The 24,424-nt window shown below is 63.7% G+C and carries 22 protein-coding genes and 2 pseudogenes; 17 read left to right on the plus strand and 7 right to left on the minus strand.

The annotated features are described in order from the left end of the window. Positions 1-5: 5 nt before the first annotated feature. The 3 genes and pseudogenes from AWB82_RS10890 to parA all read right to left on the minus strand — a co-directional run. Positions 6-887 (minus strand): annotated as a pseudogene (locus AWB82_RS10890) (ParB/RepB/Spo0J family partition protein); the annotation flags it as partial. A gap of 77 nt (positions 888-964) precedes the next feature. After that, positions 965-1,070 (minus strand): annotated as a pseudogene (locus AWB82_RS39145) (ParB/RepB/Spo0J family partition protein); the annotation flags it as partial. A 24-nt stretch (positions 1,071-1,094) separates the two neighbouring features. Next, positions 1,095-1,757, minus strand: a complete 663-nt coding sequence (gene parA, locus AWB82_RS10895) for a ParA family partition ATPase (protein WP_086967207.1) — start codon at positions 1,755-1,757, stop codon at positions 1,095-1,097. Positions 1,758-2,112: 355 nt separating this feature from the next. On the opposite strand from parA, the gene AWB82_RS10900 reads away from it, so the two are divergent. Next, a complete protein-coding gene (locus AWB82_RS10900; protein ID WP_086967144.1) occupies positions 2,113-4,539 on the plus strand; it encodes a GNAT family N-acetyltransferase in 2,427 nt (808 codons plus the stop codon). On the opposite strand, the gene AWB82_RS10905 is transcribed toward AWB82_RS10900, so the two are convergent. Both AWB82_RS10905 and AWB82_RS10910 read right to left on the minus strand, forming a co-directional pair. Continuing rightward, positions 4,536-5,081 carry a hypothetical protein gene (locus tag AWB82_RS10905; RefSeq protein WP_086967145.1) on the minus strand — a complete coding sequence of 182 codons (546 nt, stop codon included), beginning with the start codon at positions 5,079-5,081 and terminating at the stop codon, positions 4,536-4,538. The genes AWB82_RS10900 and AWB82_RS10905 overlap by 4 nt on opposite strands. Positions 5,082-5,172: 91 nt before the next feature. After that, on the minus strand, positions 5,173-5,949 hold the full coding sequence (locus AWB82_RS10910; protein WP_086967146.1) for an IclR family transcriptional regulator: 777 nt from the start codon (positions 5,947-5,949) through the stop codon (positions 5,173-5,175). A gap of 238 nt (positions 5,950-6,187) precedes the next feature. On the opposite strand from AWB82_RS10910, the gene AWB82_RS10915 reads away from it, so the two are divergent. Genes AWB82_RS10915 through AWB82_RS10955 form a run of 9 tightly spaced genes read left to right on the plus strand, consistent with a single transcriptional unit; the run spans position 6,188 to position 14,952 of the window. Next, a complete protein-coding gene (locus tag AWB82_RS10915; RefSeq protein WP_235023257.1) occupies positions 6,188-7,198 on the plus strand; it encodes a sugar ABC transporter substrate-binding protein in 1,011 nt (336 codons plus the stop codon). Beyond that, a complete protein-coding gene (locus AWB82_RS10920; RefSeq protein WP_086967147.1) occupies positions 7,195-8,700 on the plus strand; it encodes a sugar ABC transporter ATP-binding protein in 1,506 nt (501 codons plus the stop codon). Before AWB82_RS10915 ends, AWB82_RS10920 begins: the two co-directional genes overlap by 4 nt. A gap of 16 nt (positions 8,701-8,716) precedes the next feature. Further along, entirely contained in the window at positions 8,717-9,712 is a 996-nt protein-coding gene (locus AWB82_RS10925; RefSeq protein WP_407642991.1) for an ABC transporter permease, read from the plus strand. A gap of 30 nt (positions 9,713-9,742) precedes the next feature. Next, positions 9,743-10,060, plus strand: a complete 318-nt coding sequence (locus tag AWB82_RS10930) for a UxaA family hydrolase (RefSeq protein ID WP_086967149.1) — start codon at positions 9,743-9,745, stop codon at positions 10,058-10,060. Between the two features lie 9 nt (positions 10,061-10,069). Further along, entirely contained in the window at positions 10,070-11,338 is a 1,269-nt protein-coding gene (locus AWB82_RS10935) for a UxaA family hydrolase (RefSeq protein WP_086967150.1), read from the plus strand. Positions 11,339-11,371: 33 nt separating this feature from the next. Further along, positions 11,372-12,421 (plus strand): aldo/keto reductase, encoded by a 1,050-nt coding sequence (locus AWB82_RS10940; RefSeq protein ID WP_086967151.1) that lies wholly within the window; start codon positions 11,372-11,374, stop codon positions 12,419-12,421. 8 nt (positions 12,422-12,429) lie between these two features. Further along, positions 12,430-13,266 (plus strand): amidohydrolase family protein, encoded by an 837-nt coding sequence (locus AWB82_RS10945; RefSeq protein WP_086967209.1) that lies wholly within the window; start codon positions 12,430-12,432, stop codon positions 13,264-13,266. 52 nt (positions 13,267-13,318) lie between these two features. Then, positions 13,319-14,062, plus strand: coding sequence for an SDR family oxidoreductase (locus AWB82_RS10950; RefSeq protein ID WP_086967152.1), 744 nt, complete (start codon positions 13,319-13,321; stop codon positions 14,060-14,062). Between the two features lie 41 nt (positions 14,063-14,103). Then, a complete protein-coding gene (locus tag AWB82_RS10955; protein ID WP_086967153.1) occupies positions 14,104-14,952 on the plus strand; it encodes an ureidoglycolate lyase in 849 nt (282 codons plus the stop codon). A gap of 70 nt (positions 14,953-15,022) precedes the next feature. Here AWB82_RS10955 and AWB82_RS10960 read toward each other — a convergent pair whose 3' ends face one another. Beyond that, positions 15,023-15,463, minus strand: coding sequence for a PaaI family thioesterase (locus tag AWB82_RS10960; RefSeq protein ID WP_086967154.1), 441 nt, complete (start codon positions 15,461-15,463; stop codon positions 15,023-15,025). 272 nt (positions 15,464-15,735) lie between these two features. On the opposite strand from AWB82_RS10960, the gene AWB82_RS10965 reads away from it, so the two are divergent. Beyond that, positions 15,736-17,277: a methyl-accepting chemotaxis protein gene (locus AWB82_RS10965; protein WP_086967155.1), complete on the plus strand. Its 1,542-nt coding sequence runs from the start codon at positions 15,736-15,738 to the stop codon at positions 17,275-17,277. A gap of 12 nt (positions 17,278-17,289) precedes the next feature. Here the strand turns inward: AWB82_RS10965 and AWB82_RS10970 are convergent, their stop codons facing one another. Beyond that, entirely contained in the window at positions 17,290-18,402 is a 1,113-nt protein-coding gene (locus tag AWB82_RS10970) for an AGE family epimerase/isomerase (RefSeq protein WP_086967156.1), read from the minus strand. Positions 18,403-18,524: 122 nt separating this feature from the next. Between AWB82_RS10970 and AWB82_RS10975 the strand changes: the two genes are divergently transcribed. The 6 genes from AWB82_RS10975 to AWB82_RS10995 all read left to right on the plus strand — a co-directional run bounded on the left by AWB82_RS10975 (position 18,525) and on the right by AWB82_RS10995 (position 24,345). Beyond that, positions 18,525-19,208 (plus strand): MgtC/SapB family protein, encoded by a 684-nt coding sequence (locus tag AWB82_RS10975; protein ID WP_086967157.1) that lies wholly within the window; start codon positions 18,525-18,527, stop codon positions 19,206-19,208. Positions 19,209-19,330: 122 nt separating this feature from the next. After that, positions 19,331-20,398, plus strand: a complete 1,068-nt coding sequence (locus tag AWB82_RS10980) for a hypothetical protein (protein WP_086967158.1) — start codon at positions 19,331-19,333, stop codon at positions 20,396-20,398. Between the two features lie 253 nt (positions 20,399-20,651). Next, entirely contained in the window at positions 20,652-20,804 is a 153-nt protein-coding gene (locus AWB82_RS37920) for a hypothetical protein (protein ID WP_200818082.1), read from the plus strand. A gap of 459 nt (positions 20,805-21,263) precedes the next feature. Continuing rightward, entirely contained in the window at positions 21,264-22,442 is a 1,179-nt protein-coding gene (locus tag AWB82_RS10985) for a quaternary amine ABC transporter ATP-binding protein (protein ID WP_086967159.1), read from the plus strand. Next, positions 22,435-23,337: a choline ABC transporter permease subunit gene (gene choW / locus AWB82_RS10990; RefSeq protein ID WP_086967160.1), complete on the plus strand. Its 903-nt coding sequence runs from the start codon at positions 22,435-22,437 to the stop codon at positions 23,335-23,337. Before AWB82_RS10985 ends, choW begins: the two co-directional genes overlap by 8 nt. A 15-nt stretch (positions 23,338-23,352) precedes the next feature. Continuing rightward, a complete protein-coding gene (locus tag AWB82_RS10995) occupies positions 23,353-24,345 on the plus strand; it encodes a GlxA family transcriptional regulator (protein ID WP_086967161.1) in 993 nt (330 codons plus the stop codon). The last annotated feature ends 79 nt before the right edge of the window (positions 24,346-24,424 follow it).

Genomic DNA, 24,424 nt, shown 5'->3' on the forward strand with positions numbered 1-24,424 from the left:
AGCATTTACTTTTTGGTTTCGACAGGCTGAAGCATCAGTTCGATCTGATGCAGCAACTCATCACGCTTCTCGCGCGACAAACCGCGCAGACTCAATTCGAGACGGTCTTCCCCATATGACTTCAGATCGCCGACCGCGATGCCGTCGAGCTTGATTTCGAGTCGCTGTGCATAGCGTTGGCGGCTGGGAGTCTTCGGTGCTTCCTGAGCACTCGCACGACCCTTGACGATATCGGCGACCTGACGCGTGCTCAGGTCGTCCGACGTGATCTTGTTGATGAGCCGCAGTGTGGCGTCGCTGCCGCGAGCGGTGTGATAGCGCGCAATCTGATACGCCATGTTCGAGCCGAATCGGTCTGACCGAGCGACCATCTCGTGCATGACGTTCTCAGGAAGTTTCGCGATCGACAAGGCCACGGCGATCGTCGATTCGTCGAGGCCCAGATGATCCGCCAGTTCGCGCTGGCTCTGGAAATGCTGCTCATCGAGGAAACGTCGCCAGACCACGGCATTGTCGAACACAGTCTGCGAATCGCGCTGAACGTTCAGGTCGTAACCCAGCTTGTAGCTCTGAATGCCAATCGGCAGATCGACGACCACTGCCTTCACCGATTCCTTGTTCGCCTCTTTAAGCGCCCGCACGCGCCGGCCGCCGTCGCTGACATAGAACGTCCCGGGATTCTCGTAGTCGGGAATCACGTGGATTGCCTGTTGCTGGCCCTGTTTCGCCAGATTGACGGCCAACTCGGCAGTCGAGGTCTTTAGATAGAAATGCCGCGGGTTGAACGGGCTAGGTTTGATCGACTTGAGTGGCAGTTCGATCACTTGACCCGTCGTATAGCGATTTGCACGCCTCCACGCGCGATACTCGTCTGACTCGGGGCCGGCATTGACGTCGCCGGGTTCCTCGACGACGAAGGCGCTCGATCGGCCGTTCGCCGCAGCCTGCCCTACGTGTTGCATATCGACGATGCCATCGATCGCATTGAGACGATCGAGTGCTGTGCGCTTCTCGCTGCTCGTCGAATCGGGGCGAGCCTTGAAGCCCTTGGCAAATTGGGACGGTTTCATTCAGGGTCCTTTATGCGCATAAAGTCAGGAGAGCATGTCGAGGATCTCGTCCGCCACCGCGCGGACCTCCGCCGCTGCGAGGCGTGCGCCGCGATCGCTCATTTGAAGCACGGTCTGTCCAAGCGCCATCGCCTGCTTGTAACACTCGCGCGTGGGGATCTGCGTTTTCAACAGCGGGAAGCCGAGCTCTTCGAGCGCGACCTTCAATTCGCGCGTGAGCATCCGCTTCTCCTCCGTCTTGTTCAGGAGGAAGACGGCGCGCAGGTCTTCGTTCATCACTTGCGCTTGCTGAACGAGCTTGACGAGGCCGACGCTCGACCAATAGTCCGCGGGCGACGATGAAGTCGGAATCACCGCGACGCTCGCCGCAAGCAGCACGACGCCGGATACCTTCTCGGTGATGGACGGCGGGCAATCCACCACGATGATGTCGTAGTCGTTGACGAACTTCTTGATCTCGCGGTGGATCTGTCCGCCCGCCTCGGAGAGATTGACGACGGGAAACGGAATACCGCTCGCGCCATCCGACGCGGCGCTCGACCAATGGATCAGTGTGTTCTGACCATCGGCGTCTACAACGAGCACACGCTTCTTCTTTTCGTGAAAGGCTGCACCTAGATGCATCGCAATCGTGCTTTTGCCGACGCCGCCCTTCTGCTGCGTGATCGCTATGATTTCCGCCGCCACGTTTTGCTCCGAATTTTCAAGTCCGTTGAATTCTACATTGACGTAGTTATTTTTCCAGTGAAATTCAGTGATGAACACGGTCGTTAGCCGTTCGGCCGAGGTTTATGCGCATAAAGTCCGCCGCTGCGTCGAAGCGAACGCGGGCGGGCTGGAGCTTTATGCGCATAAAGTTGACGGGCTCCTCCCGCGCGGTGGGAGATCGATTCCGGCAAGAGACATGCGAAGCCGGTGCAGCGCAGGGACTTTATGCGCATAAAGTCACACCCCGCGCCTCAGTCCGCTCCTCGTCATCCTCTCCAAAACAAAATCGCCTATCCTAAGCGCTGACTCAACTGCCGTTAGTGCCGGAGCCCCCATGACTGTTCGTAACCTGGACACCCTGTTCGCGCCGAAATCGATTGCCGTCGTGGGCGCTTCATCGCGCGCAGGCAGTGTCGGCGAAATGGTATGGGCGCGTATGCAATGCGCGGGATTCACAGGCTCGCTTTGGCCCGTCAATCCGAAGCACGAGTCACTCGGCGGGGAACCCGTGTATCGGGACGTCGACGCGTTGCCCGAAGCGCCGAATGTTGCCGTGCTGTGCACGCGACCGCACACCTGGCCGGACCTCGTCGAGCGCTTAGGTCGACGCGGAACGAAAGCCGTAGTGATCGTTGGTGAAGCGACGCAGCGCGGTGGTTCATCGTCATCGCAGGACAAGCTGCATTCCTCCCCTGCAGACGCGGACGAATGGACCCTCCGCACGCTCGCCGCCGCGCGACCTTTTCTCGTGCGCATAATCGGACCCGGCAGTCTCGGCGTAGTAACGCCTGCAATCGGCGCATGTCTCGGCGCCCCCGCGTGCAGTGTCAAATCAGGCGGCGTCGCGTGGGTGTCGGGATCGAATGCATTGACGAACGGTGTACTGGGATGGGCGCGTGCCCGCGGACTCGGCTTCTCGCGCATCGTCGCGCTGGGCGATGAAGCCGATGTCGATTCCGGCGACATCCTTGACTTCCTCGCAAGCGATGCATCGACTCGTGCGATCCTGCTCGCCATCGAAACCGTCCGATCGGCGCGCAAATTCATGTCCGCCGCGCGCGCCGCCGCGCGTAACAAACCCGTGCTCGTGCTGCGCACCGGTCGTGACGATCCCTTCGATCGACTCTACGGCGCGGCCTTTCGTCGTGCCGGACTCGTCCGCGTCGATTCGCTCGACGATCTGCTCGACGAAATCGAAACGTTGGGCATCGGGCGCGTCGCGGCGAGCGATGTCGCCACCGTCATCACGAGCGACCGCGGCGTCGCTGCCCTCGCTCGGGACGCGTTCGGCGCAGCGGGCGATGACCTCGCGCAATGGCCGATCGCCGCGCGCGACGCCGTGGCCGCCGCGTTGCCTCGCGCCCACGCGGGGAATCCTCTCCTGCTCGGCGACGACGCCACGCCCGCGGATTTCGGCGCGGCGCTCGAAGCGCTCGCATCGCATCGCGAAACCGGCACCGTATTCGTCGTGCATGCACCGACGCACAGCGCGCCCGTCGCGGAAGTCGCGCGCACGCTGATCGCCGAGCGGCGTCACGCCTATCGCGGACTGCTCGCGTGCTTCTTCGGCTGCGTCGATTCCGCCACGCGCGACGAACTGCACGCGAACGGCATTCCGGTGCACACGACGCCGCATCGCCTGGCGCGTGGGTTCGCGCGCCTCGTCGATTTCCGGCAAGGCCGCGAGTTGTTGATGCAAACGCCCGACGGCCTTCCCGTCGATATTCCGGAAGACATCGATGCCGCGCAATGCGAGATCCGTGCTGCGCTCGGAAGCGGCATCGCCGAATTGAATGGCGAACGTGCCGCGCGCATATTCGCCCGTTTCGGCATTTCGGTGAAACCGGGACCGCCCGACTCGCTCACAAGCGATGCCGTCGAGATTCAGACGCGCCTGCTCAACCATCGCGTGTTCGGTCCGGTGTTCGAGTTCAAGGCCGAAGGCGCGCTGGGCCTTGCCGACGCACTTCACGAGTTCGCATTGCCGCCGCTCAATCCCGTGCTTTCGCGCGATCTCGTCATGCGCTCGCCGCGCTCGCGCGAACTGCCCACCGAGACGTTGCTCAACGCGCTGACTGCGTTATCGCAACTCGTTTGCTATATCGAAGAAATCGTTGCGCTGCGTCTCACACTGCGCGTGACGCGCGATTCAGTCGCCGTTCACGAACCGCAACTCACGCTGGGTGCGCATCGCAAGCCACTGGCGATCGTGCCGTATCCGCGCCGCCTCGAAGAGACGCTCGACTGGCGCGGAATGCGCGTCACCGTCCGGCCGATTCGCCCGGAGGACGAAGAAGCGCACGCGGCATTCGTCGCCGCGAATACAGCCGAGGATTTGCGTCTGCGTTTCTTCGGCGCTGTCCGCAGCTTCGATCATTCACAACTCGCGCGCATGACGCAGATCGACTATGACCGCGAAATGGCGCTCATCGTCACGCGGGCGAATGGCGAAGGCGCGGGCGAGACGCTCGGTGTTGCGCGCGCGATAGCCGATCCGGACAACGAAACCGCTGAATTCGCCGTTGCGGCGCGCTCGGATATGAAGGGCAGGGGATTGGGCTCGCTGCTGCTGTCGCGCATCATCGATTATGCGAAACAGCGCGGCACGCGCTGGATGGTCGGCGAAGCGTTGCGCGAGAACGCCGGCATGATCGCCCTTGCGCGCAACTCCGGCTTCGAATTGACGAAGACCGAAGACCCGGGCGTCGTCGGCTTCAGGATGCGGCTGTGCGATGCGCCGTCGCAGCCGCGCGGGACTTAGGCCGCGAGTTTGGCGAGCGCGTCGTCGATCTGGGCGCGCGACAGCGAAAGCTCGTCGAGCAATGTTTCGGCGTACGTACTTCCCGTTTCCTTTTCGAGCCGCGCGATCGTCAACGCGCAGCGCGACGTGTCCTTCAATGTCGCGATGAACGGCTTCACCGATTGCCCCGAAGTGAACGCATCGAAGAGCGGCACGCGGATGTCGTCGGGCAGCGCGCGCGACGTCCACTGATACGGCTTGCCGTTGTGCGTCAGTTGCGGCGGCAGCGTGCGTTCCTTCTTCGCGGCGGGAATCAGGCCGAAGGTGCGCGCCGCATCGCCGATCTGCTCGGCCGAAAAAAGCTCGTCGGGTGTGATGTCGAATTGCGCGATATACGTTTCCATCGCCTGCATCGCGGCGGCGCGATCGTCGCGTTTCTGCTGCGCGCGCGCGACGATCTCGCGCAGCTCGTCGGCTTCGTCGGATGTGATCGTGAAGTTCGCCTGCTTTTGCTGGAGTTCGGTGAAGCGGAGGAATTCGGAGTCGGAAAGGAGTTTTGCCATCGGGAATGCGTCGGGTTGAACACGGCGGCAGGTCATCCCGGCGCGCCGTCTTTTGAGAGGGCCGCCATTCTAACGCGCGAAGCGTGCGCGTTCAGTCGTGCATCATTGAAAGCGACGCGGCGGCGTCCTTCAACTGGAGTGTGACGTCTTCGACCGACGGCGCCACGTATTCATCGATGCGGCGCATATACGGACAGGTGAGGGCGGCGATCGCCTGGCCGGAGGGCCCGAGCAGCGGATACGTCACGTCCGTGACGCCGAACGTCTGCTGGCTGTCCTTCTTCGAATAGCCGAGTTCGCGAATCCGCTGGTAATCGGCTTCGAGTACCGCGCGATCGAGCGCGAGTTCGCCTTTGACCTTCGTATGTTCGGCGAGCATGTGCTCGCGCTGCTCTTCAGTCTGGAACGCGAGCATGACGCGGCCCGAGCCGGTATCGATCAAGCCGACCCGCGAGCCGAGCCGCACCGAAATGCCCCACGTGCCGGGACCATCCACCTGCGCGATGACGAGCAGATTGCCGCGATCGTAGACCGCGAGATGGACGGATTGCTCCGCGACATCGGCGAAACGTTGCATCACCGGAAGCGCTTCGGCGATAAGCCGGTTCATCGGCGGATGCCGATGCGCGAGCGCGTACAGCTTGAGGCTCAGCGAATATCGATCGCCTTCGGGCGAACGCACGACGTACTGCCGCGCGACGAGCCGCTCCAGCATCCGATACATCTCGCTCGCGTTGCGCCCGAGCAGTTTCGTGATTTCCGCGCGCGTGAGCCCCGACTTCTGCTCCGACAGCAATTCGAGAATATCGAGCCCTTTGTCGAGCGCGGGCGCGCGATAGCGGTCGGCGTCGTTGTCTTCCAGGTCCATGTGCAGTCTGGGTCGGTTCATGAATTCGCGCCGAGTTTAAGCCTTCCGTCAGCGAACGCCGATGCCATGCGCGAAAAACCGGCTAGGGAAACTACCGATCCGTCTGCGACGCGTCGTTCTTGACTTCGAATTGTGCGTATATGAATAATACGTTCACTGGTGAATTCATGCATCGACGATTTTCCCGCAACACCCACGTTGCAGCCACGAAGAACGCAGACATCAGGAGACAAATCGTATGACCTTCACCCGGAAATTCGCTGTCGTCGTCGCCGCCATCGGCGCGCTTGGCACCATCGGCGTCGCCCACGCCGCCGAAAGCGGCAAAGTCGGCCTCGGGCTACCGCTGCTCACTTCGCCGTTCTGGCAGTCGTACAACAATTACCTGCCGAAATACGCGAAGGAGATGAGCCTCGATATCCTCGCGCCCGTCAATTCGAACGGCGATCCCGCGCAGCAGATCACCGACATGAACAACCTGCTGAATCTCGGCGCGAAGGGCATCGTGGTCGGGCCGCTGGATTCCGCCGCGATCAGCCGCGCGCTCGATGCGTCGTCGGCGAAGAGCGTGCCGGTCGTCGCGGTGGACGTCGCGCCGACGCAGGGTAAGGTCGCGATGGTCGTGCGCGCCGACAACCGCGCGTACGGCACGAAGTCGTGCGAGTACATCGGCGAGCACGTGAAGTCGGGCAAGGTCGTGCAGATCATGGGCGATCTGGCGTCGGTGAACGGCCGCGACCGCTCCGAGGCGTTTCGCGAATGCCTGAAGAAATTCCCGTCGTTGAGTCTTCTGGAAATTCCGGCCGCGTGGAAAGGCGAAGCCGCCGCGACCGCGCTCGACAGCCTGCTGACCGCGAATCCGGATGTGAAGGCGATCTACATGCAGGCGGGCGGCGTCTATCTGTCGCCGACGCTGCAAACGCTGCGTCGCAAGCAACTGCTCGTCAAGGCGGGGGACCCGAAGCACATCGTCATCGTGAGCAATGACGGTATTCCGCAGGAATACGATGCGATCCGCCGCGGCGAAATCGACGCGACCATCTCCCAGCCCGCCGATCTGTACGCGAAATACGGCCTCTTCTATATCAAGGCGGCGCTCGCCGGACAGACGTTCAAGCCCGGCCCGACGGACCACGGCAGCACGATCGTCCAGCGCGCGCCCGGCATTCTCGAAGATCAGTTGCCCGCGCCGCTCGTGACGAAGGCCAACGTCGACGACAAGTCCCTCTGGGGCAACACGATCAAATGAGCGCGCCAGTGGTGGAAGCGCTTGGGCTGACCAAGCGCTACGGTTCGACGGCGGCGTTGTCGGACGTCACGATGCGCGTGCTGCCCGGCGAATCGCACGCGCTCGTCGGGCGCAACGGCGCGGGCAAGTCGACGCTCGTCTCGATGATCACGGGTCTGCGCCGCCCCGACGCGGGCGAGATCCGCTTCAACGGCGAAGTTGCGCCACCGCTCGCGGATCGCGACGCGTGGCGCGAACGCGTCGCGTGCGTCTATCAGCACTCGACGATCATCCGCGAGTTGTCGGTGGCGGAGAACCTGTTCATCAACCGGCAGCATCGGCGCGGCGGCGTGATCGACTGGCGCACGATGCGCCGCGACGCTCGCGCGCTGCTCGAACATTGGAAGATCGACGTGCGCGAGGACGCGCGCGCCGGCGACCTGACTGTCGAGGCGCGGCAGCTCGTCGAGATCGCGCGGGCGCTGTCGTACGGCGCGCGTTTCATCATCCTCGACGAGCCGACTGCACAGTTGGACGGCGAAGAGATCAAGCGTCTTTTCAGGCGTATCGAAGAGTTGCAAACAGAAGGTGTCACTTTCCTGTTCATTTCCCATCACTTGCAGGAAGTGTATGAAATCTGTCAGGCAGTGACCGTTCTGCGCGATGCACGGCATATCGTCAGCGCGCCGGTTTCGGCGTTGCCGCGCGACAAGCTGATCGAAGCGATGACGGGCGAGCAGGGCGGTCTCGCCGTCGCGGACGCGGCGACGCGCGCACCGTTGCCCGCCGACGCATCCGTCGCGCTGTCCGTGTCCGAGCTTTCCGGCGACGACTACGGCAATGTCACCTTCGACGTGCGGCGCGGCGAAGTCATCGGCATCACCGGGGCGACGACGAGCGGTCGCACGAGCGTCGCGGAAGCCATCGCCGGATTGAAGGCGCAACGCAGCGGCACGATCAGCGTCGATGGCCGCGCGCTTGCGCCCGGCGACGTGCCCGCCGCGCTGGCGAACGGCATCGGCTGCGTGCCGAAGGACCGGCATCGCGAGGGACTCGTGCTGTCGCAATCCGTCGCGGAAAACGCGTCGATGACGATCGCGCGCACGCTCGGACGCTTCGGATTCGCGTCGCCCGCGAAGAAAAACGCGTTCGGCCGCCGCATGATCGCGGCGCTTGGCATCAAAACACTTGGACCCGAGCACGAAGTGTCAGGTCTGTCCGGCGGCAATCAGCAAAAGGTCGTGATGGCGCGCGCGCTCGCGACCGATCCGGACGTGCTCGTGCTCATCGATCCGACCGCGGGCGTCGACGTGAAGTCGAAGGAAGCGCTGCTCGGCGTCGTCGAGCGCGTGCGCGAGGAAGGCAAGGCGGTGCTCGTCGTCTCCGGCGAGCTCGACGACCTGCGCACCTGCGACCGCGTCCTCGTGATGTTCCGTGGCGCGGTCACCGCCGAATTCCCTGCCGGATGGCAGGACCATGAACTCATCGCATCCGTCGAAGGAGTGAGCCTCCATGAAGCATGACGTTTCCAGCGCCGCCATGACCGGCGCGCCGATGCAACGCCAGCGCCCGCGCATCGAACTCGCGCGTTTTCGCGACCTCGCGCTGTTGCCCGCGCTCGTGCTGCTGCTCGCGATCGGCGCGTTCGTCAGTCCGAGCTTTCTGACGCAGGCGAATCTGATCAGCATCCTCGGCGCATCGGCGGCGCTCGCGCTCGTCGTACTCGCCGAATCGCTGATCGTGCTGACGGGCAAGTTCGATCTGTCGCTCGAATCGACGGTCGGCATCGCGCCCGCCGTCGGCGCGATGCTCGTGATGCCCGCGGCGTCGGCGGGTTTCGGGCTCGAATGGCCCGCGGCGGCGGGACTCGCCGCGATCGTCGTGGTGGGCGCGGCGATCGGGTTCGTCAACGGCTTTCTGGTCGTGCGGCTGCGGCTGAACGCGTTCATCGTCACGCTCGCGATGCTGATCGTGCTGCGCGGGATGCTCGTCGGCGCGACCAAAGGCGGCACGCTCTTCGACATGCCGCCGTCGTTCTTCACGCTCGCGACGACGCTCGTGCTCGGCCTGCCCATCTCCGTGTGGCTCGCGGCGGCGGCGTTCGCGTTCGCCGCGTTCATGCTGCGCTATCACCGTCTCGGCCGCGCGCTTTATGCAATCGGCGGCAATCCGGAAGCGGCGCGGGCGGCGGGCATTCGCGTCGAGCGCATCACGTGGGGCGTGTTCGTTCTGGGCAGCGTGCTCGCGTCGATCGGCGGCTTGATCGTGACGGGCTACGTCGGCGCGATCAACGCGAACCAGGGCAACGGCATGATCTTCACGGTGTTCGCCGCGGCGGTCATCGGCGGCATTTCGCTCGACGGCGGCAAGGGCACGATGCTCGGCGCACTGTCAGGCGTTTTGCTGTTGGGCGTCGTGCAAAACCTGCTGACACTTGCGCAAGTTCCCTCGTTCTGGATTCAGGCGATCTACGGCGCGATCATCCTCGGTTCGCTGATGGTGGCGCGGCTCGCGGGTGGCGAAGCACAAACCTGAGCACATTTGAGCTCACTTGAGATATTGACGATGCAAGAAACAACCGACCCGCGCCTCATTTTGCTGAGTCCGGAAGACAACTGCCTGATCGCCGCCGCGCGCCTGCCCGCCGGCGAAACGCTGATGATCGAAGGCGAGGCGGTCACGCTCGCGACCACCATCGAGCTTGCGCACAAGGTCGCGCGGCGCGCGTTGCCGAAGGACGAAAAGGTGCTGCGCTACGGCGCGATCATCGGCCACGTAAGCGCCGATGTCGCGCGCGGCGAGCATCTGCATACGCACAATCTGGAAAGCGACTACATCCCGACATTTACGCACGACGCCGGGCACGCCTACGTACAGCACTAAAGCACAGTCATGAACAGTCCCGCACTGCAAGGCTATCTTCGCGCCGATGGCAAGAAGGGCATCCGCAATATCGTCGCGGTGGCGTATCTCGTCGAATGCGCGCATCACGTCGCGCGCGAGATCGTCGCGCACTTCCGTCCATCGTTCGATGATTTCGATTCCTTCGATCCGCAAGCCGAAGCGCCCGTGCATCTGATCGGCTTTCCGGGCTGCTATCCGAACAGCTATGCCGAAAAGATGCTGGAGCGCATCTGCACGCACCCGAACGTCGGCGCGGTGCTGTTCGTGTCGCTCGGTTGCGAGAGCATGAACAAGCACTATCTCGCCGATGTCGTGCGCGCGAGCGGCCGCGCCGCCGCCGTGCTCACGATCCAGGAAAAAGGCGGCACGCGCAGCACGATCCAGAACGGTCTCGACTGGGTGCGCGAGGCGCGCACGACGCTCGCCGCGCAACCAAAAGTGCCGATGGCGCTGGACGAACTGATCGTCGGCACGATCTGCGGCGGCTCGGACGGCACGAGCGGCATCACGGCGAATCCGGCGGTGGGCCGCGCGTTCGATACGTTCATCGAGAAAGGCGCGTCGTGCATCTTCGAGGAAACGGGCGAGCTCGTCGGCTGCGAGTTTCATATGAAGCGGCGTGCGGCGCGGCCCGAACTGGGCGATGCAATCGTCGAATGCGTGCAAAAAGCCGCGCGCTATTACACGACGATGGGCCACGGCTCGTTCTCGGTCGGCAACGCGGACGGCGGGCTGACGACGCAGGAAGAAAAATCGCTCGGCGCGTACTCGAAGAGCGGCGCGTCGCCGATCGTCGGCATCATCAAACCGGGCGACGTGCCGCCGACGGGCGGTCTCTATCTGCTCGACGTCGTGCCCGACGGCGAACCGCGCTTCGGCTTCCCGAATATCAGCGATAACGCCGAGATCGGCGAGCTGATCGCGTGCGGCTGTCACGTGATTCTCTTCACGACGGGGCGCGGCTCGGTGGTCGGCTCGGCGATCTCGCCCGTGATCAAGGTCTGCGCGAATCCGTCGACGTTTCGCAATCTGTCCGGCGATATGGACGTCGATGCAGGCCGCATCCTCGAAGGCCGCGCGACGCTCGACGAAGTGGGCCGCGAGATTTTCGATGTGACCGTCGCGGTGGCGGCGGGCGCGGCGTCGAAGTCGGAAGCGCTCGGGCACCAGGAATTCATCCTGACTTACAAAACCTTCGAGCCGGTTGGCCCCGCGTGTTTGCCCCGCGGCGTGGGACGCGTTACTGTGGCGGCTTGAGCTCGCCATCTCAAAATCATTCGGGGTTTGCAGATGACCGCAGAAGCGCAAGAGGCAGTTTCACGTCGACGCAGAATTGGCCGGACGGCTCTGGAAGTGACCGCGCTGTCGCTCGGCACCGCGCCGCTCGGCGGCTTGTATCACGAGTTGACGGAAGACGAGGCGCGCGCGACCGTCGACGCCGCGTGGCAAGCCGGCATCCGCTTCTTCGATACCGCGCCGCACTACGGCCACACGAAAGCGGAGCATCGGCTCGGCGATGCATTGCGGCGCTATCCGCGCGGCGATTTCGCGCTATCGACGAAAGTCGGCCGCCGCTTCGTGCCGCGCACGACGCCCTACGACGGCAGCGAAGGCTGGGCGGCGCCGCTGCCGTTTCAGGCGATCTACGACTACACCTACGACGGCATTATTCGTTCGTTCGAGGACAGCCAGATGCGGCTCGGCATGACCGAAATCGACGTCGTGCTGATCCACGATATCGGCCACGTTACGCATGGCGAGAAAAACGCGCACTACTGGAAGCAACTGACCGATGAAGGCGGTTTCCGCGCGCTCGAAGAGTTGAAAGACGCGCGCGGCGTGAAAGCGGTCGGCCTCGGCGTGAACGAGGCGGCGGCTGTGATGCAAGCAATGGCCGAATTCGACATCGACTGCGCGTTGCTCGCCGGCCGCTACACGCTGCTCGAACAAGACACGCTCGACGAACTCTTGCCCGAATGCGAGAAACGCGGCGTGAGCATTCTGCTCGGCGGCGCGTTCAATTCGGGCATCCTCGCGCGCGGCCTCGACGCCAACGCGCACGGCGATCTCAAGTTCAATTACGGCGATGCGCCGAAGGACATCGTCGAGCGCGTCGGCAAGCTGGAGCGCGTATGCCGCGAGCATGGTGTCGCGCTGTCGACGGCCGCCATCCAGTTTCCTTATGCGCATAAAGTTTTGGCCACGGTGCTGATGGGCGCGCGCACGCCGGACGAAGTGCGCGAGAACGCCGCATCGTTCGCAACGCCGGTTCCTCCCGCGCTTTGGGACGCATTGCGCGCGGAAGGTTTGCTTCACGCAGATGCGCCGGTGCCGCAATGACCACGCCGATGAACATCGATGCGCATCAGCACTATTGGGACCCCGCGCGCGGCGATTATGGCTGGCTCAGGCCTGAGATGAAGCCGCTGTATCGCGTATTCGGACCCGACGATCTCGCCGCGCTGCGCGAGGCAGCCGGCGTTCAGAAAACGGTCGTCGTTCAGGCTGCGCCGACGGTCGAGGAAACGCGTTACCTGCTCGATCTCGCGCGCAATGACGATTCGATCGCGGGCGTCGTCGGATGGGTTCCACTCGATTCGCCCGATGCCACGACGATCATCGACGAACTTGCGCGCGAGCCGAAGTTCAAGGCCGTGCGTCCGATGCTGCAAGACTTGCCCGACGATAGCTGGATCGAGCACGCGCCGCGCAGCGAGGCGATCGAGCGGCTGATCGACCTCGATCTCGCATTCGACGCGTTGATCTTCGCGCGGCATGTGCCATCGTTGATCGCATTCGCCACGCGCTATCCGACGTTGCGCATCGTCGTCGATCATGGCGCGAAGCCGCCGATCCGCGATGGCATCGACGTGGGCTGGCAACCGTGGGCCGATGGCATCGCGCAACTCGCGCAACTGCCGCAGAAGCTGCATTGCAAACTTTCCGGCCTCGCGACCGAAGCGAATCCGAACTGGACCGACGAAACGCTGCGGCCCTACGTCACGCATCTGCTCGAACAATTCGGACCGGAACGGCTGATGTGGGGCAGCGACTGGCCCGTGCTCGACATGAACGGCAGCTACTCCGCGTGGCACGACACGGCCCGAAGCTTCACGTCGCATCTCGAAAAAGCAAAACAGGACGCGATTTTTGGCGCGAACGCCCGCGCGTTTTATCGCCTCTGAAACGGCTGATATACCGGGCATGTCTTAAAAACACTTCCGACTGGAGCAGTAGATGGTACAAAGACTGGCAGGCAAGACCGCGCTGATCACGGCGGCGGGACAAGGGATCGGGCTCGCGACGGCCGAACTGTTCGCGGCGCAGGGCGCGCGCGTGATCGCGACCGACATCCGCACGGAATCGCTCGAAGGCAAGTCCTTCGAGGTGCGCACGCTCGACGTGCGCGACGCGCAGGCAATCCGGGCGCTGGCCGACGAAATCGGCGCGATCGACGTGCTGTTCAACTGCGCGGGCTTCGTGCACGCCGGCTCGATTCTGGAGGCGAGCGAGGAAGACTGGGACTTCGCCTTCGATCTGAACGCCAAGGCGATGTATCGTACGATTCGCGCTTTCCTGCCGAAGATGCTGGAAAAAGGCGGCGGCTCGATCATCAACATGTCGTCGGCGGCGTCGAGCGTGAAGGGCGTGCCGAACCGCTTCGTGTATGGTGCGTCGAAGGCGGCCGTGATCGGCCTCACGAAGTCCGTCGCGGCCGATTTCGTCACGCGCGGCATCCGCTGCAACGCGATCTGTCCCGGCACGGTGGAGTCGCCGTCGCTTGCGAACCGCATCGCGGAGCAGGCGAAAACGCAGGGCGCGAGCGTGGATCAGGTGCAGGCCGCGTTCGTCGCGCGTCAGCCGATGGGACGCGTCGGCCGTGCCGACGAGATCGCGGCGCTCGCGCTTTACCTCGGCTCGGACGAATCGTCGTATACGACGGGCCAGATTCATATCATCGATGGCGGCTGGTCGAACTGACCGACCGCCATGTTTTTTCGGAACCAGGAGGATCACATCAGATGAAGCTGCTTCGTTACGGCCCCAAGGGTCAGGAAAAACCGGGTCTGCTGGACGCCGAGGGCCAGATTCGCGACCTGTCGAAGGTTGTCGACGACATCGCCGGCGCGACGCTCACCGAAGCGGGCCTGGCGAAACTGCGCGCGACCGATCCGGCGTCGCTGCCGGTCGTCGATGGCCGTCCGCGCATCGGACCGTGCGTGGGGCGCATCGGCAAGTTCGTTTGCATCGGCCTGAATTACGCGGATCACGCCGCCGAATCGAATCTGCCGGTGCCGACCGAACCGGTCATCTTCAACAAGTGGACGAGCGCGATCAACGGCCCGGACGACGACGTCGAAATCCCGCGCAACTCGGTGAAGACCGACTGGGAAGTCGAACTCGGCGTGGTGATCGGCAAGGAAGCGAAATACGTCGATGAAGCGAACGCGCTCGACTACGTCGCGGGCTATTGCGTGATTAACGACGTGTCCGAGCGCGAATGGCAGCTTGAGCACGGCACGCAATGGGACAAGGGCAAGGGCTTCGACACGTTCGGTCCGATCGGCCCGTGGCTCGTCACGAAGGACGAAGTCGCCGATCCGCAGAAGCTCGATCTGTGGCTCGAAGTCGACGGCAAGCGCTATCAGAACGGCAACACGAAGACGATGGTCTTCACGGTCGCGCAACTGGTCGCGTATCTCTCGAAGGTCATGAGCCTGCAGCCAGGCGACGTCATCTCGACGGGCACGCCGCCGGGCGTCGGCATGGGCGTGAAGCCGAACGCGGTGTTTCTGAAGGCCGGTCAGACGATGAAGCTCGGCATTCAAGGTCTCGGCGAGCAGACGCAAAAGACCGTCGCGGCGAAGTAATCCATCCGCGCCAAAAACAAAAAACCTCGCCGCGGCGAGGTTTTTTGCTTCAAGGACGGAGTTTAAAGATTTAAGCGTGGAAGACCGGCTCGGCGGTAATACCCTCGCCGATGCGCGTGATCGTGCCCTGCGCGACCGCGACGAGCCGCTCGGCGCCGCCATCGGTGACGAATACGTCGCACTGGCAGGTTGCCTGCGTCATGCCCGCGTGGACGACGCGCGCACGCGCCATCAGCGTTCCGGATACGGCCGGGCGCAGATAGTTGATCTTGTATTCGCCGGTCACGACCTTCGGCCCGAGCCGCAGCGCGCCCGCGAAGGTCAGGGCATTGTCGACGAGATAGCTCACCACCCCGCCGTGCACGTAGCCGTGTTGTTGCCTCAGCTCATCCCTGATCGTCAGACACAGCGTGAGACTCGCTGAATCGACCTGCATCAGTTTCGTTCCGAGCAAGGCGCTGAACGGTTGCGCATTCAGCGCACCGCGCGCGATATCGACTATTTCGGCCATTCGGACACTCCTTGGGTGGGTTCGGTGCCGTCCTGCAAAGACAATAGGAAGCGTTCGCGCGCACTGCAAGGAAGTCACGCAAAAATTGTGCAGTGGTGCGTTTCGGGCGGCACGCGCGCCCCTTCGATGACGATTCGCCGAAGCGGCGCGTTCCCTGCATTCGCGTAGACCAACCGTGGCGGCAAACGATTCAAGGTTTATCGTCCGACTGCCGTAAACCCGCAGTGTCCCCGCATGTGCGGGCCTAAATTCGGAAAGCGTGGGTGCAAGTGATGTTCGGAAAGATCAAGGTTTCATCGGGTTTGCTCGCAGTTCTCGTGCTGTTCTGTCTCTTTCAACTAGTGACCGAAGGACTTGGTTTCTGGTCCCTCTCGCGCACGCATGACGATGTCGGCAGCCTGTCCGACATCGCGCTGAAGCAGGTCAACGCGGTCAACAAGACCACGCAACATCTGATGGATGCGCGCATCAACCTCTCCCGTGCCGGTACGCGCATGGTGCGCGGCGGCACGGAGCCGACGGAGATCGTCCAGCACGCGCGCGAGCAGATCGCGGCGGCGGACAAGTCGTTCACGGCGTTTCTGAACGCGCCGAAGACCGGCGAGGAAAACGCCGCGCGCATGACCGCGCTGCAGTCGAAATACGCCGAGTATGCGAAGGCTTTGAGCGAGCTCGTGCAGTATCTCGACGCGGGCAATATCCAGGCGTTCCTCGACCAGCCGACGCAAGGCTTCCAGGACCGCTATCTCGCGGAGCAGCAGAACTTCGTCAATTTCGGCGATGAAGCCGGCCGCGGCTATCTCTCGTCGATCGACACGCGTTACGCGTGGTTCCGCGCGGTGGGCATCGCGATTCTGGCGGTCGTGGTCGCGGGCATCGCGCTCGCGCACGTTGCGCTGCGCCGTGGCGTGATCGAGCCGCTGGAAGAAGCCGGGCGCCATTTCGAGCGCATCGCGAACGGTCGTCTCGACGAGCGCATCGAAGATCGCGGCACGAACGAAATCGGCCGTCTGTTCGCGGGTCTCGCGACGATGCAGGCAAGCGTCGCGAACACGGTGAAAACGGTGCGCGAGACGTCGGATTCGATCAACTTCGGCGCCGATGAAATCGCGAGCGGCAACGCGGATCTCTCCGCGCGCACGGAAAATCAGGCGGCGTCGCTCGAAGAAACCGCATCGAGCATGGAAGAGCTGACCGCGACCGTGCGCCAGAACGCCGAGCACGCGCGCGAGGCGAACACGCTCGCGGGCGAAGCGCTCAGCGCGACCTCGCGCGGCGCAAGCGTGGTCGATGACGTCGTGGAAAAGATGCGCGGCATCGCGTCGAGTTCGGACAAGATCGCGGAGATCATTTCGGTCATCGACGGCATTGCGTTCCAGACCAACATCCTCGCGTTGAACGCGGCCGTCGAGGCGGCGCGCGCGGGCGAACAAGGGCGCGGGTTCGCGGTCGTCGCGGGCGAAGTGCGTGGCCTGGCGCAGCGCTCGGCGCAATCGGCGAAGGAAATCAAGGAACTGATCGGCGAGTCGGTCGCGCAGGTGAGCGACGGCTCCGTGCTGGTCGAGCGCGCGGGCGCGGCGATGCGCGAAGTATCGGCGTCGATTTCACGCGTCACGCAGATGATGGCGGAGATCAGCGCGTCGTCGCTGGAGCAGAGCGTGGGTATCGAGCAGGTCAATCAGGCCGTCACGCAAATGGACGAGATGACGCAGCAGAACGCGGCGCTCGTCGAGCAGGCCGCCGCCGCCGCGTCGTCCCTGCACGAGCAGACGCGGCAGTTGAAGGCGGCGGTTTCGGTGTTTCAGCTAACCTGAGCGCGAGCGCGCTCAGAGGGGCAAGGCCGCATAAGACGTCGCGAGGTGATACGGCGTCGTCGAAGGCATTTCGACGCGGGTGATCTCGCCCGCCGCCGAGCGGCATTCCACCCAGCCGGTTTCATGCAGGAAGCGCGCGCGAAAACGCTCGATTTGCCGGCCGACGGCATCGCCGCGCGTGGCCAGCGCGCGCAGATATTCCGTCTGCGCCCAGATGCGCTGCGTCCCGTCGATCACGCGCCCGGTTTCATCGATGGCGGCATGGACGCCGCCCGTTGCCTCGTCCACGCCGTGCTGCTGCGCGAAGTCGAAGGCGCGCGCGAGCCGCTCGTTCAGCCCCGCCGCTTCGAACGCGGCGTGAGCGCTGCCCAGCGCCAGAAAATACCACTCGAACTGATGGCCCGGCTCCAGCCGGTTGCCGGCCGTGCCCATCGGCAATTCGGCGATCGAGCCGCTCGGCTCGTGTACGAACGCATCGGCGACGGACTTCGCGAGTTGCGCGAGGCGCTTGTCGTAGGCGGCATCGCCGGTTGCGTCGCGCGCGGCGAGCCACGCTTCGGCGAGATGCATCAGCGGATTTTGCAGCGGCGTCTCGATGGTCGCGCCGAAATCCTCGGCGAGCGCCGCGTTCAGCAGATCGCCGCCGCTCGAAAAGCGCGCCTCGACGAGCCGCGAGGTTTCATCGAGCAGCGCCAGAGCGTCGGCCGAGCCGCTTTTCTTCGCGTAATGCGCGCACGCGAAAACGACGAAAGCGTGCGTGTAGAGATCCTTTTGACGCTCCAGCGGCGCGCCGTTTGCATCCACGCTGTAGAACCATCCGCCGTTGCGCTTGTCCAGAAAATAGTGCCGTAGCGATTCGAAGAGCGTCGCGGCGTGCGCGAGATCGCCGGCTTCCGAGAACAGGAATAGCTGGCGCGCGCAGGCCATCGCGCGATAGCGCTTCGGCGGCAACGGCGCGTGATCGCCCGGCGCGACGGCTTCATACGCGAGGCCGAGCGCCGCGTTGAACCCCGGCCCGCGCCATATGGGCAGCACGACGTTCGTGTAATGCGCGCGCAACGGCGCGGCGGATTCCGGGTTCGTCGATTGCATGCCCGACGATGCGTTTGATTGCTGATCCTGCATACGAAGACTCTTATTGGTCCGAGGGACGCGCGGCCGTGCGAGGCATACGCAACAGCAGAGAATAGCAAAACCGGCCCGGAACGCGGCGCGCGCGGGCGACTTATCGACAGGAGAGCGAGAACATGTTGGGAAATATCGAACTCGTGTCGCGGCTCGTGATGGCCGCGGCGCTCGGCAGCGTGATCGGCTTCGAGCGCGAGCGGCTCTCGTGGGCGGCGGGCCTGCGCACGCACATGCTCGTGTGCGTCGGCTCGGCGCTCATCATGATCGTGTCGGCCTACGGCTTCGCGGATGCGCTGAAAAACGATCACGTCGTGCTCGATCCGTCGCGGGTCGCGGCGCAGGTCGTGTCGGGCATCGGCTTTCTCGGCGCGGGCTCGATCCTGCTGCGCGGCGAGATCGTCCGCGGCCTGACCACCGCCGCGAGCCTCTGGTCCGTCGCGGCCATCGGGCTGGCGGTCGGCGGCGGGCTTTACACGGCGTCGATCGCGGCGACGGCGATCATCCTCGTGATTCTGGCGGGCATCAAGCCGCTCGAACGCCGCTTCATCAGCGTGAAGCAGCGCCGTCAACTGACAATGCTCGTCGATCGCGGCGCGCTCAGTTTTCATGCGCTGCACGAGGCGCTCGGGCCCGGCAGCGTGCGCGTGAAGCAGTTCGTCGTGCAGCAGAGCGACGATTCACCCGATCTCGACGAGGTGCGGGTGGAACTGTCGCGCGCGTCGGCGATGGAATATCGCGCGATTTGCGAACGTTTGCGCCAGCTCGACGCCGTGCGCGAGTTTCGCGAGGACGACGCCACCTGAAATCGCCCTGGGGATGCGGGTTTGCGCACGCGGCCATGCGACAATGCGGCCTCTCGAAAATAATCGCCGATGCGCCGGTGTGCCTTGCGCGCCGCGCCGTGGAGCAGCCGCCTTTCGGACCTATGCCAGATTCCGCAGTAAAGAGAGATTCCGACGCCTCGTCGCGACGCCGGCGGGCCACGCAAACGCATGACGTACAGTCGACGCCCGTCAGCGCCGACACGGAAAAGAAGCTCGCCCGCGCCGCACGCTCGGCGCAGCGTCTCGCGCAACTGAGCGAAGGCGCGCGCGCCGGTGAAACGCTCGACCTGTTCGCCGAAGACGCCGAACGCGCGCAGCTTCAGGCGATGAACACCGATATCCGCCAAGGCACTTTCGAAGGTTTCGAGTTGCCAGAGGTGTTTCTCGCGGCGGTGCAATCGAATGGCGGGACCGTGCCGCCGTGCGGCAATGGCAATGCGCCGGAATCCGCGGTTGCCAAACGCGCGATGCGTGACAGCGTGGCATCGGTCGCGCCGGCGCAGGGCTTGTTCGAGGACGATTTACAGTGCCTCGGTGTGCCGCAACCGGACGAGGGCACTTCCGCCGGAAAAACTGGCGCGATCGCCGCGGTGGCGACGCGCTCGGCGAACCTCAGCACGTCCGTCGCGCCGGAGAGCGCGGCGCAGTCGCCGGCCGCGCTCGCTTCCGCGCTGATCGCAGCCGATCGCAACGAAGCCGCGCCGCTCGCGAAGGCCAGCGTGCGCAATGCCGCCGCGCCCGAACTCGACCGCGCCCGCGCCACGGCGTTCGCGGATACCGTCGACGCGCTTTACGCGGTGCTAGCGGAGCAGCGCACATCGGCTGCCGCCCACGCGCGCCGCATGAAGACCATGCTGACGATCATCGTCTGCGTGATGCTCGTCACGGTGGCGACGGGCATCGCGCAAACGGCCGTGCTGCTGCGCATGAGCCACGACAGCAAACTGCAGCAGGACCGCACCGAGCAACTGATGCTCAACCAGCAAGCGACGCTCGCGTCACTCTTCGAAACCGATTCCGCGAACGTCAGCGTGCGCCGCGCATCCGACATGCCGGACGCATCCGTAGACACGCCGCCTGTTCAGCCCGTGAGCGCCGTCAGGCCCGATTCCGCGCCGAAAAAGCACGCGCGGCACACGCACCATCGCGCCACTTCCTCGGCGCACTGATCCCCGCTGTCACTTTCGCGCGACACCCACGTTCCGTGGCGCCGTGTCGCGCCTGCGCTCGTCCCGGCATCGGAACCCGCATCGGATGGGCTTTTCCGCCCCGTCCCCGTTTTTAGAAGATCTCGAATCGGTAAAAATGTAGAAAAACTACCAAATTTCTTCCCAAGAAATGTTGCATTGCACTAGAAATCGGTTAGGGACAACCCTATAATCTCTTCTAAGGGAAAACCCTCGCCACTAACCGGAGTCAGTCATGAGCTACCTCTTCGCAATGCTGCAAAAATTCGCATCGATGTTTGAATCGGCCCACCTGCCGATGGACAAAGACTACTCGTATCAAGCACGTTTCCGTGAATCCGAGCGTCAACGCAAGGCGCGCGGCACGGCTTTCGGCGTCCGTCTGTAATGCGTTGCTGACGGCGGCGCGGGAAACACAACACTAGCAATACACGACGGCACGAGCCGTACGACCCGCCCGCCAGTTTCTCAGTTTCATGTAGTTTTTCTAGCAGTTTCAAATCGCTTCGGCTTCTCGCCGGACGCATCTTTCCCGCGCACTTTATCCGCGCGACGCCAGTACCTCTTCCTTTCGTCTTGCTGACGCGCGCTTCGCAAGCCGCCTGCATCGCAAAATAGCTTCGCGACTTGTTCCTGCGCGACACGCTGAAAATCGCAAGATCGTTCACTCCGCTTCCCGCAAACCCTTATCCAGCAAGGCTCCGCTAGGGCGTCGGCACGTTCGCGCTTATTCCAGTGTCGTATTTCCTCATGTGGTTGTCGCAAATAGTCGGCTGACGCGACTTTTTTCTAGCAACTATGTATGCACAGCGCGGACGCACGTCCGCCCACCGCCAGGAGATATTCGATGAATTCCCCCAAGGTCGTAGTCGAGGGACTGTGCAAGGTTTTCGGCAACAGTCCCAAACAGGCGCTCGACATGTTGGCCGGCGGCGCGACGAAGGAAGAGGTCTTCAAGCGCACCGGACAGATTGTCGGCGTCCATAACGTCTCCTTCGACGTCAAGGAAGGTGAAATTTTCGTGCTCATGGGCTTGTCCGGTTCGGGCAAATCCACGCTGATCCGGCTCATCAACCGGCTGGTCGAGCCGACTGCGGGCAAGGTGCTGATCGATGGCCGCGACGTGGCCGCGGTGCCGCGCTCGGAACTCACGGCCCTGCGACGCAAGGACATGAGCATGGTGTTCCAGTCGTTCGCGCTGATGCCGCAGCGCACGGTTCTTTCCAACGCCGCATTCGGCCTAGAGGTCGCGGGCGTCGGCAAGAAGGAGCGTGAAGCGCGCGCCATGACCGTGCTTGAGCAGGTCGGCCTCGCCCCGTTCGCGCAAAAGTTGCCTGCGCAACTATCGGGCGGCATGCAGCAGCGCGTGGGACTGGCGCGCGCGCTCGCCGTGAACCCTTCGCTGATGATCATGGACGAGGCGTTTTCGGCGCTCGATCCGCTCAAGCGCAAGGAAATGCAGAACGTGCTGCTCGATCTGCAACGCGAGCAGCGCCGCACGATTCTGTTCGTGTCGCACGATCTCGAAGAGGCGATGCGGATCGGCACGCGCATCGCGATCATGGAAGGCGGCCGCGTGGTGCAGATCGGCACGCCGCAGGAAATCATCACGAATCCGGCCGACGACTACGTGGAGGCCTTTTTCGAAGGCATCGACACGAGCCGCTATCTGACGGCCGGCGACCTGATGCAGACGGACGACGTGCCGCTCATGAAGCATTCGCCGCAAATCGACGCATCGAGCGTCGCGGCGACGCTCAACGGCAGCGCCGACTACGCGTTCGTGCTCGACGGCGAGCGCCGCATCCGCGGTTTCGTCGGGCGCGACGCCAACGGCAACGCCGCGTCGCGCATCAATCCGATCGAGTGCATCGAGCGTCACATGGCGCTCGACGACGTCGTGAACCGTGTGGTCGCAAGCCCCGCCCCGCTGCCTGTCGTCGAAGCAGACGGCTCGTATTGCGGTTCGATCAACAAGACCAATGTCCTGAAGGTCCTTACGCACCATCGAGGTTCCCATGTCTGAAATCATTCCGCTTGGCAGTTGGGTGGACCACGGCGTCCACTATCTCCTCGATCACGACGCGAAAACCTTCGACTCCATCGGCAAGGTCATCGAAACGTTCGCGGCGGCCGTCGAGCACAGCCTGCAGGCCGTGCCGATGTGGGCGTTGATGGCGATCTTCGTCGGCATCGGCCTGTGGCGCGTCGGCTGGCGATTCGCCGTGTTCGTCCTCGCGTCGCTCTTGCTGATCTACGCGACGAACTTCTGGGATCAGATGGTCATCACGCTCGGCCTCACGTTGTCGTCGACGGTCATCAGCCTGCTGCTCGGCATTCCGCTCGGCATCTGGACCTCGAAGAGCAAGTACGTCGAAATGGCCGTGCGCCCGGTGCTCGATCTGATGCAGACGATGCCCGCCTTCGTCTACCTGATTCCCGCCGCGATGCTGTTCGGCCTCGGCCGCGTGCCGGGGATTCTGGCCACCGTCATCTTCGCGATGCCGCCGGCCGTGCGCCTCACCGCGCTCGGTATCAAGCAGGTGAATCGCGAGATCGTGGAAGCAGGCCAGGCATTCGGCTGCACGTCGTTCCAGCTGCTCTACAAGGTGCAGATTCCGAACGCGCTCCCGTCGATCATGACCGGCGTGAATCAGACGATCATGATGGCGCTGTCGATGGTGATCATCGCGTCGATGGTCGGCGCGGGCGGTCTCGGCAACGACGTGCTCGCATCGATTCAGCGTCTGGATATCGGTCTCGGCTTCGAGAGCGGCTTGTCGGTGGTGTTGCTCGCGATCATTCTGGACCGCATCACCGAGAGCTTCGGACGCATGCCCGGCATGGCGCGCGCGCCGCTGTTCGCCGGTCTGAAGAGCGTGATGAAAGTACGCCGCGAACCGGCGGCGCAACAGGGCTGACACAAAGGCACGGTTATGAAGCGCGAGGCGATCGTCCCGGCGGTTATCGAATCACCGTTGTCCAATCTCGCGCACTTCGGCTTCCTCACGCTGCCGAACTTCTCGATGATCGCGTTCACGAGCGCGGTCGAGGTGCTGCGCATGGCCAACTACGTCGGCCGCGCGCAGCACTACACGTGGTCGGTCATCACGCCCGACGGCGAGCCCGCGCGCGCGAGCAACGGCATCACTGTGAAGCCGACGACGACGCTCGACGAAGCGGGCATGCCCGACGTGTTGATCGTCTGCGCGGGCTGGCACGTCGCCGATTATGTCGACGACACGATCATCGGACTCTTGCAGCGTGCGCATGAAGCGGGCATTCCGCTCGGCGGCATCTGTACCGGGCCGTATGCGCTGCTCGCCGCGAAGCTGCTCGATGGTTATCGCTGCACGCTGCACTGGGAAGACATGTCGCCGGTCAACAAGCGCTTTCCGCACGTGCGCTTTGCCGACGAACTCTTCGTGATCGATCGCGACCGCATGACGTGCACGGGCGGCACCGCGCCGCTCGATCTGATGCTCAATCTCGTCGGCATGCGGCTCGGGCAGGCGCATGCGGCGCAAGTGTCGGAGCAGTTCATCGTCGAGCGCATACGCGGATCGACCGATTATCAGCACATTCCCGTCGATGCGCGCGTCGGCTTTTCGCGCGCCGAACTCGTCGAGGTCGTGCGGCTCATGGAGGCGAACATCGAAGAGCCGTTGTCGCTCGAAGAACTCGCGCGGCTCGTGCATCTGTCGCAACGGCATCTGCAGCGCATGTTCAAGATGTTCCTCAGCGTGTCGCCGACGCACTACTACCTGACGCTGCGATTGCGCCGCGCACGCGAACTTCTGCGCAACACCGATGCGTCGATCGCGCGCGTGACGAGCGTGTGCGGGTTTCATTCGCCTTGTCACTTCAGCAAGGCATATCGCGCGCAATTCGGGCATGCGCCGAGCGTCGAGCGGCGCTTATCGGCCTGACGGTTTTCCTGTTTGTTTTCTACGGTCCGCGCGGGCTTCGATGGCCTCGCGCGCGGGCCGCGCCATGCCTTCAAAAAAC

The sequence above is a fragment of the Caballeronia glebae genome, from assembly GCF_001545035.1.
Lineage (GTDB): Bacteria > Pseudomonadota > Gammaproteobacteria > Burkholderiales > Burkholderiaceae > Caballeronia > Caballeronia glebae.

Coding starts and splice junctions, on each gene's coding strand:
- AWB82_RS10965 (WP_086967155.1), top strand. CDS start 15,736: ATGTTCGGAAAGATCAAGGTTTCATCGGGTTTGCTCGCAGTTCTCGTG.
- AWB82_RS10960 (WP_086967154.1), bottom strand. CDS start 15,463: ATGGCCGAAATAGTCGATATCGCGCGCGGTGCGCTGAATGCGCAACCG.
- AWB82_RS10980 (WP_086967158.1), top strand. CDS start 19,331: ATGCCAGATTCCGCAGTAAAGAGAGATTCCGACGCCTCGTCGCGACGC.
- AWB82_RS10935 (WP_086967150.1), top strand. CDS start 10,070: ATGAACAGTCCCGCACTGCAAGGCTATCTTCGCGCCGATGGCAAGAAG.
- AWB82_RS10925 (WP_407642991.1), top strand. CDS start 8,717: ATGACCGGCGCGCCGATGCAACGCCAGCGCCCGCGCATCGAACTCGCG.
- AWB82_RS10950 (WP_086967152.1), top strand. CDS start 13,319: ATGGTACAAAGACTGGCAGGCAAGACCGCGCTGATCACGGCGGCGGGA.
- AWB82_RS37920 (WP_200818082.1), top strand. CDS start 20,652: ATGAGCTACCTCTTCGCAATGCTGCAAAAATTCGCATCGATGTTTGAA.
- AWB82_RS10900 (WP_086967144.1), top strand. CDS start 2,113: ATGACTGTTCGTAACCTGGACACCCTGTTCGCGCCGAAATCGATTGCC.
- AWB82_RS10995 (WP_086967161.1), top strand. CDS start 23,353: ATGAAGCGCGAGGCGATCGTCCCGGCGGTTATCGAATCACCGTTGTCC.
- AWB82_RS10920 (WP_086967147.1), top strand. CDS start 7,195: ATGAGCGCGCCAGTGGTGGAAGCGCTTGGGCTGACCAAGCGCTACGGT.
- AWB82_RS10910 (WP_086967146.1), bottom strand. CDS start 5,949: ATGGACCTGGAAGACAACGACGCCGACCGCTATCGCGCGCCCGCGCTC.
- AWB82_RS10970 (WP_086967156.1), bottom strand. CDS start 18,402: ATGCAGGATCAGCAATCAAACGCATCGTCGGGCATGCAATCGACGAAC.
- AWB82_RS10930 (WP_086967149.1), top strand. CDS start 9,743: ATGCAAGAAACAACCGACCCGCGCCTCATTTTGCTGAGTCCGGAAGAC.
- AWB82_RS10940 (WP_086967151.1), top strand. CDS start 11,372: ATGACCGCAGAAGCGCAAGAGGCAGTTTCACGTCGACGCAGAATTGGC.
- AWB82_RS10975 (WP_086967157.1), top strand. CDS start 18,525: ATGTTGGGAAATATCGAACTCGTGTCGCGGCTCGTGATGGCCGCGGCG.
- AWB82_RS10905 (WP_086967145.1), bottom strand. CDS start 5,081: ATGGCAAAACTCCTTTCCGACTCCGAATTCCTCCGCTTCACCGAACTC.
- AWB82_RS10915 (WP_235023257.1), top strand. CDS start 6,188: ATGACCTTCACCCGGAAATTCGCTGTCGTCGTCGCCGCCATCGGCGCG.
- AWB82_RS10945 (WP_086967209.1), top strand. CDS start 12,430: ATGAACATCGATGCGCATCAGCACTATTGGGACCCCGCGCGCGGCGAT.
- AWB82_RS10985 (WP_086967159.1), top strand. CDS start 21,264: ATGAATTCCCCCAAGGTCGTAGTCGAGGGACTGTGCAAGGTTTTCGGC.
- choW (WP_086967160.1), top strand. CDS start 22,435: ATGTCTGAAATCATTCCGCTTGGCAGTTGGGTGGACCACGGCGTCCAC.
- AWB82_RS10955 (WP_086967153.1), top strand. CDS start 14,104: ATGAAGCTGCTTCGTTACGGCCCCAAGGGTCAGGAAAAACCGGGTCTG.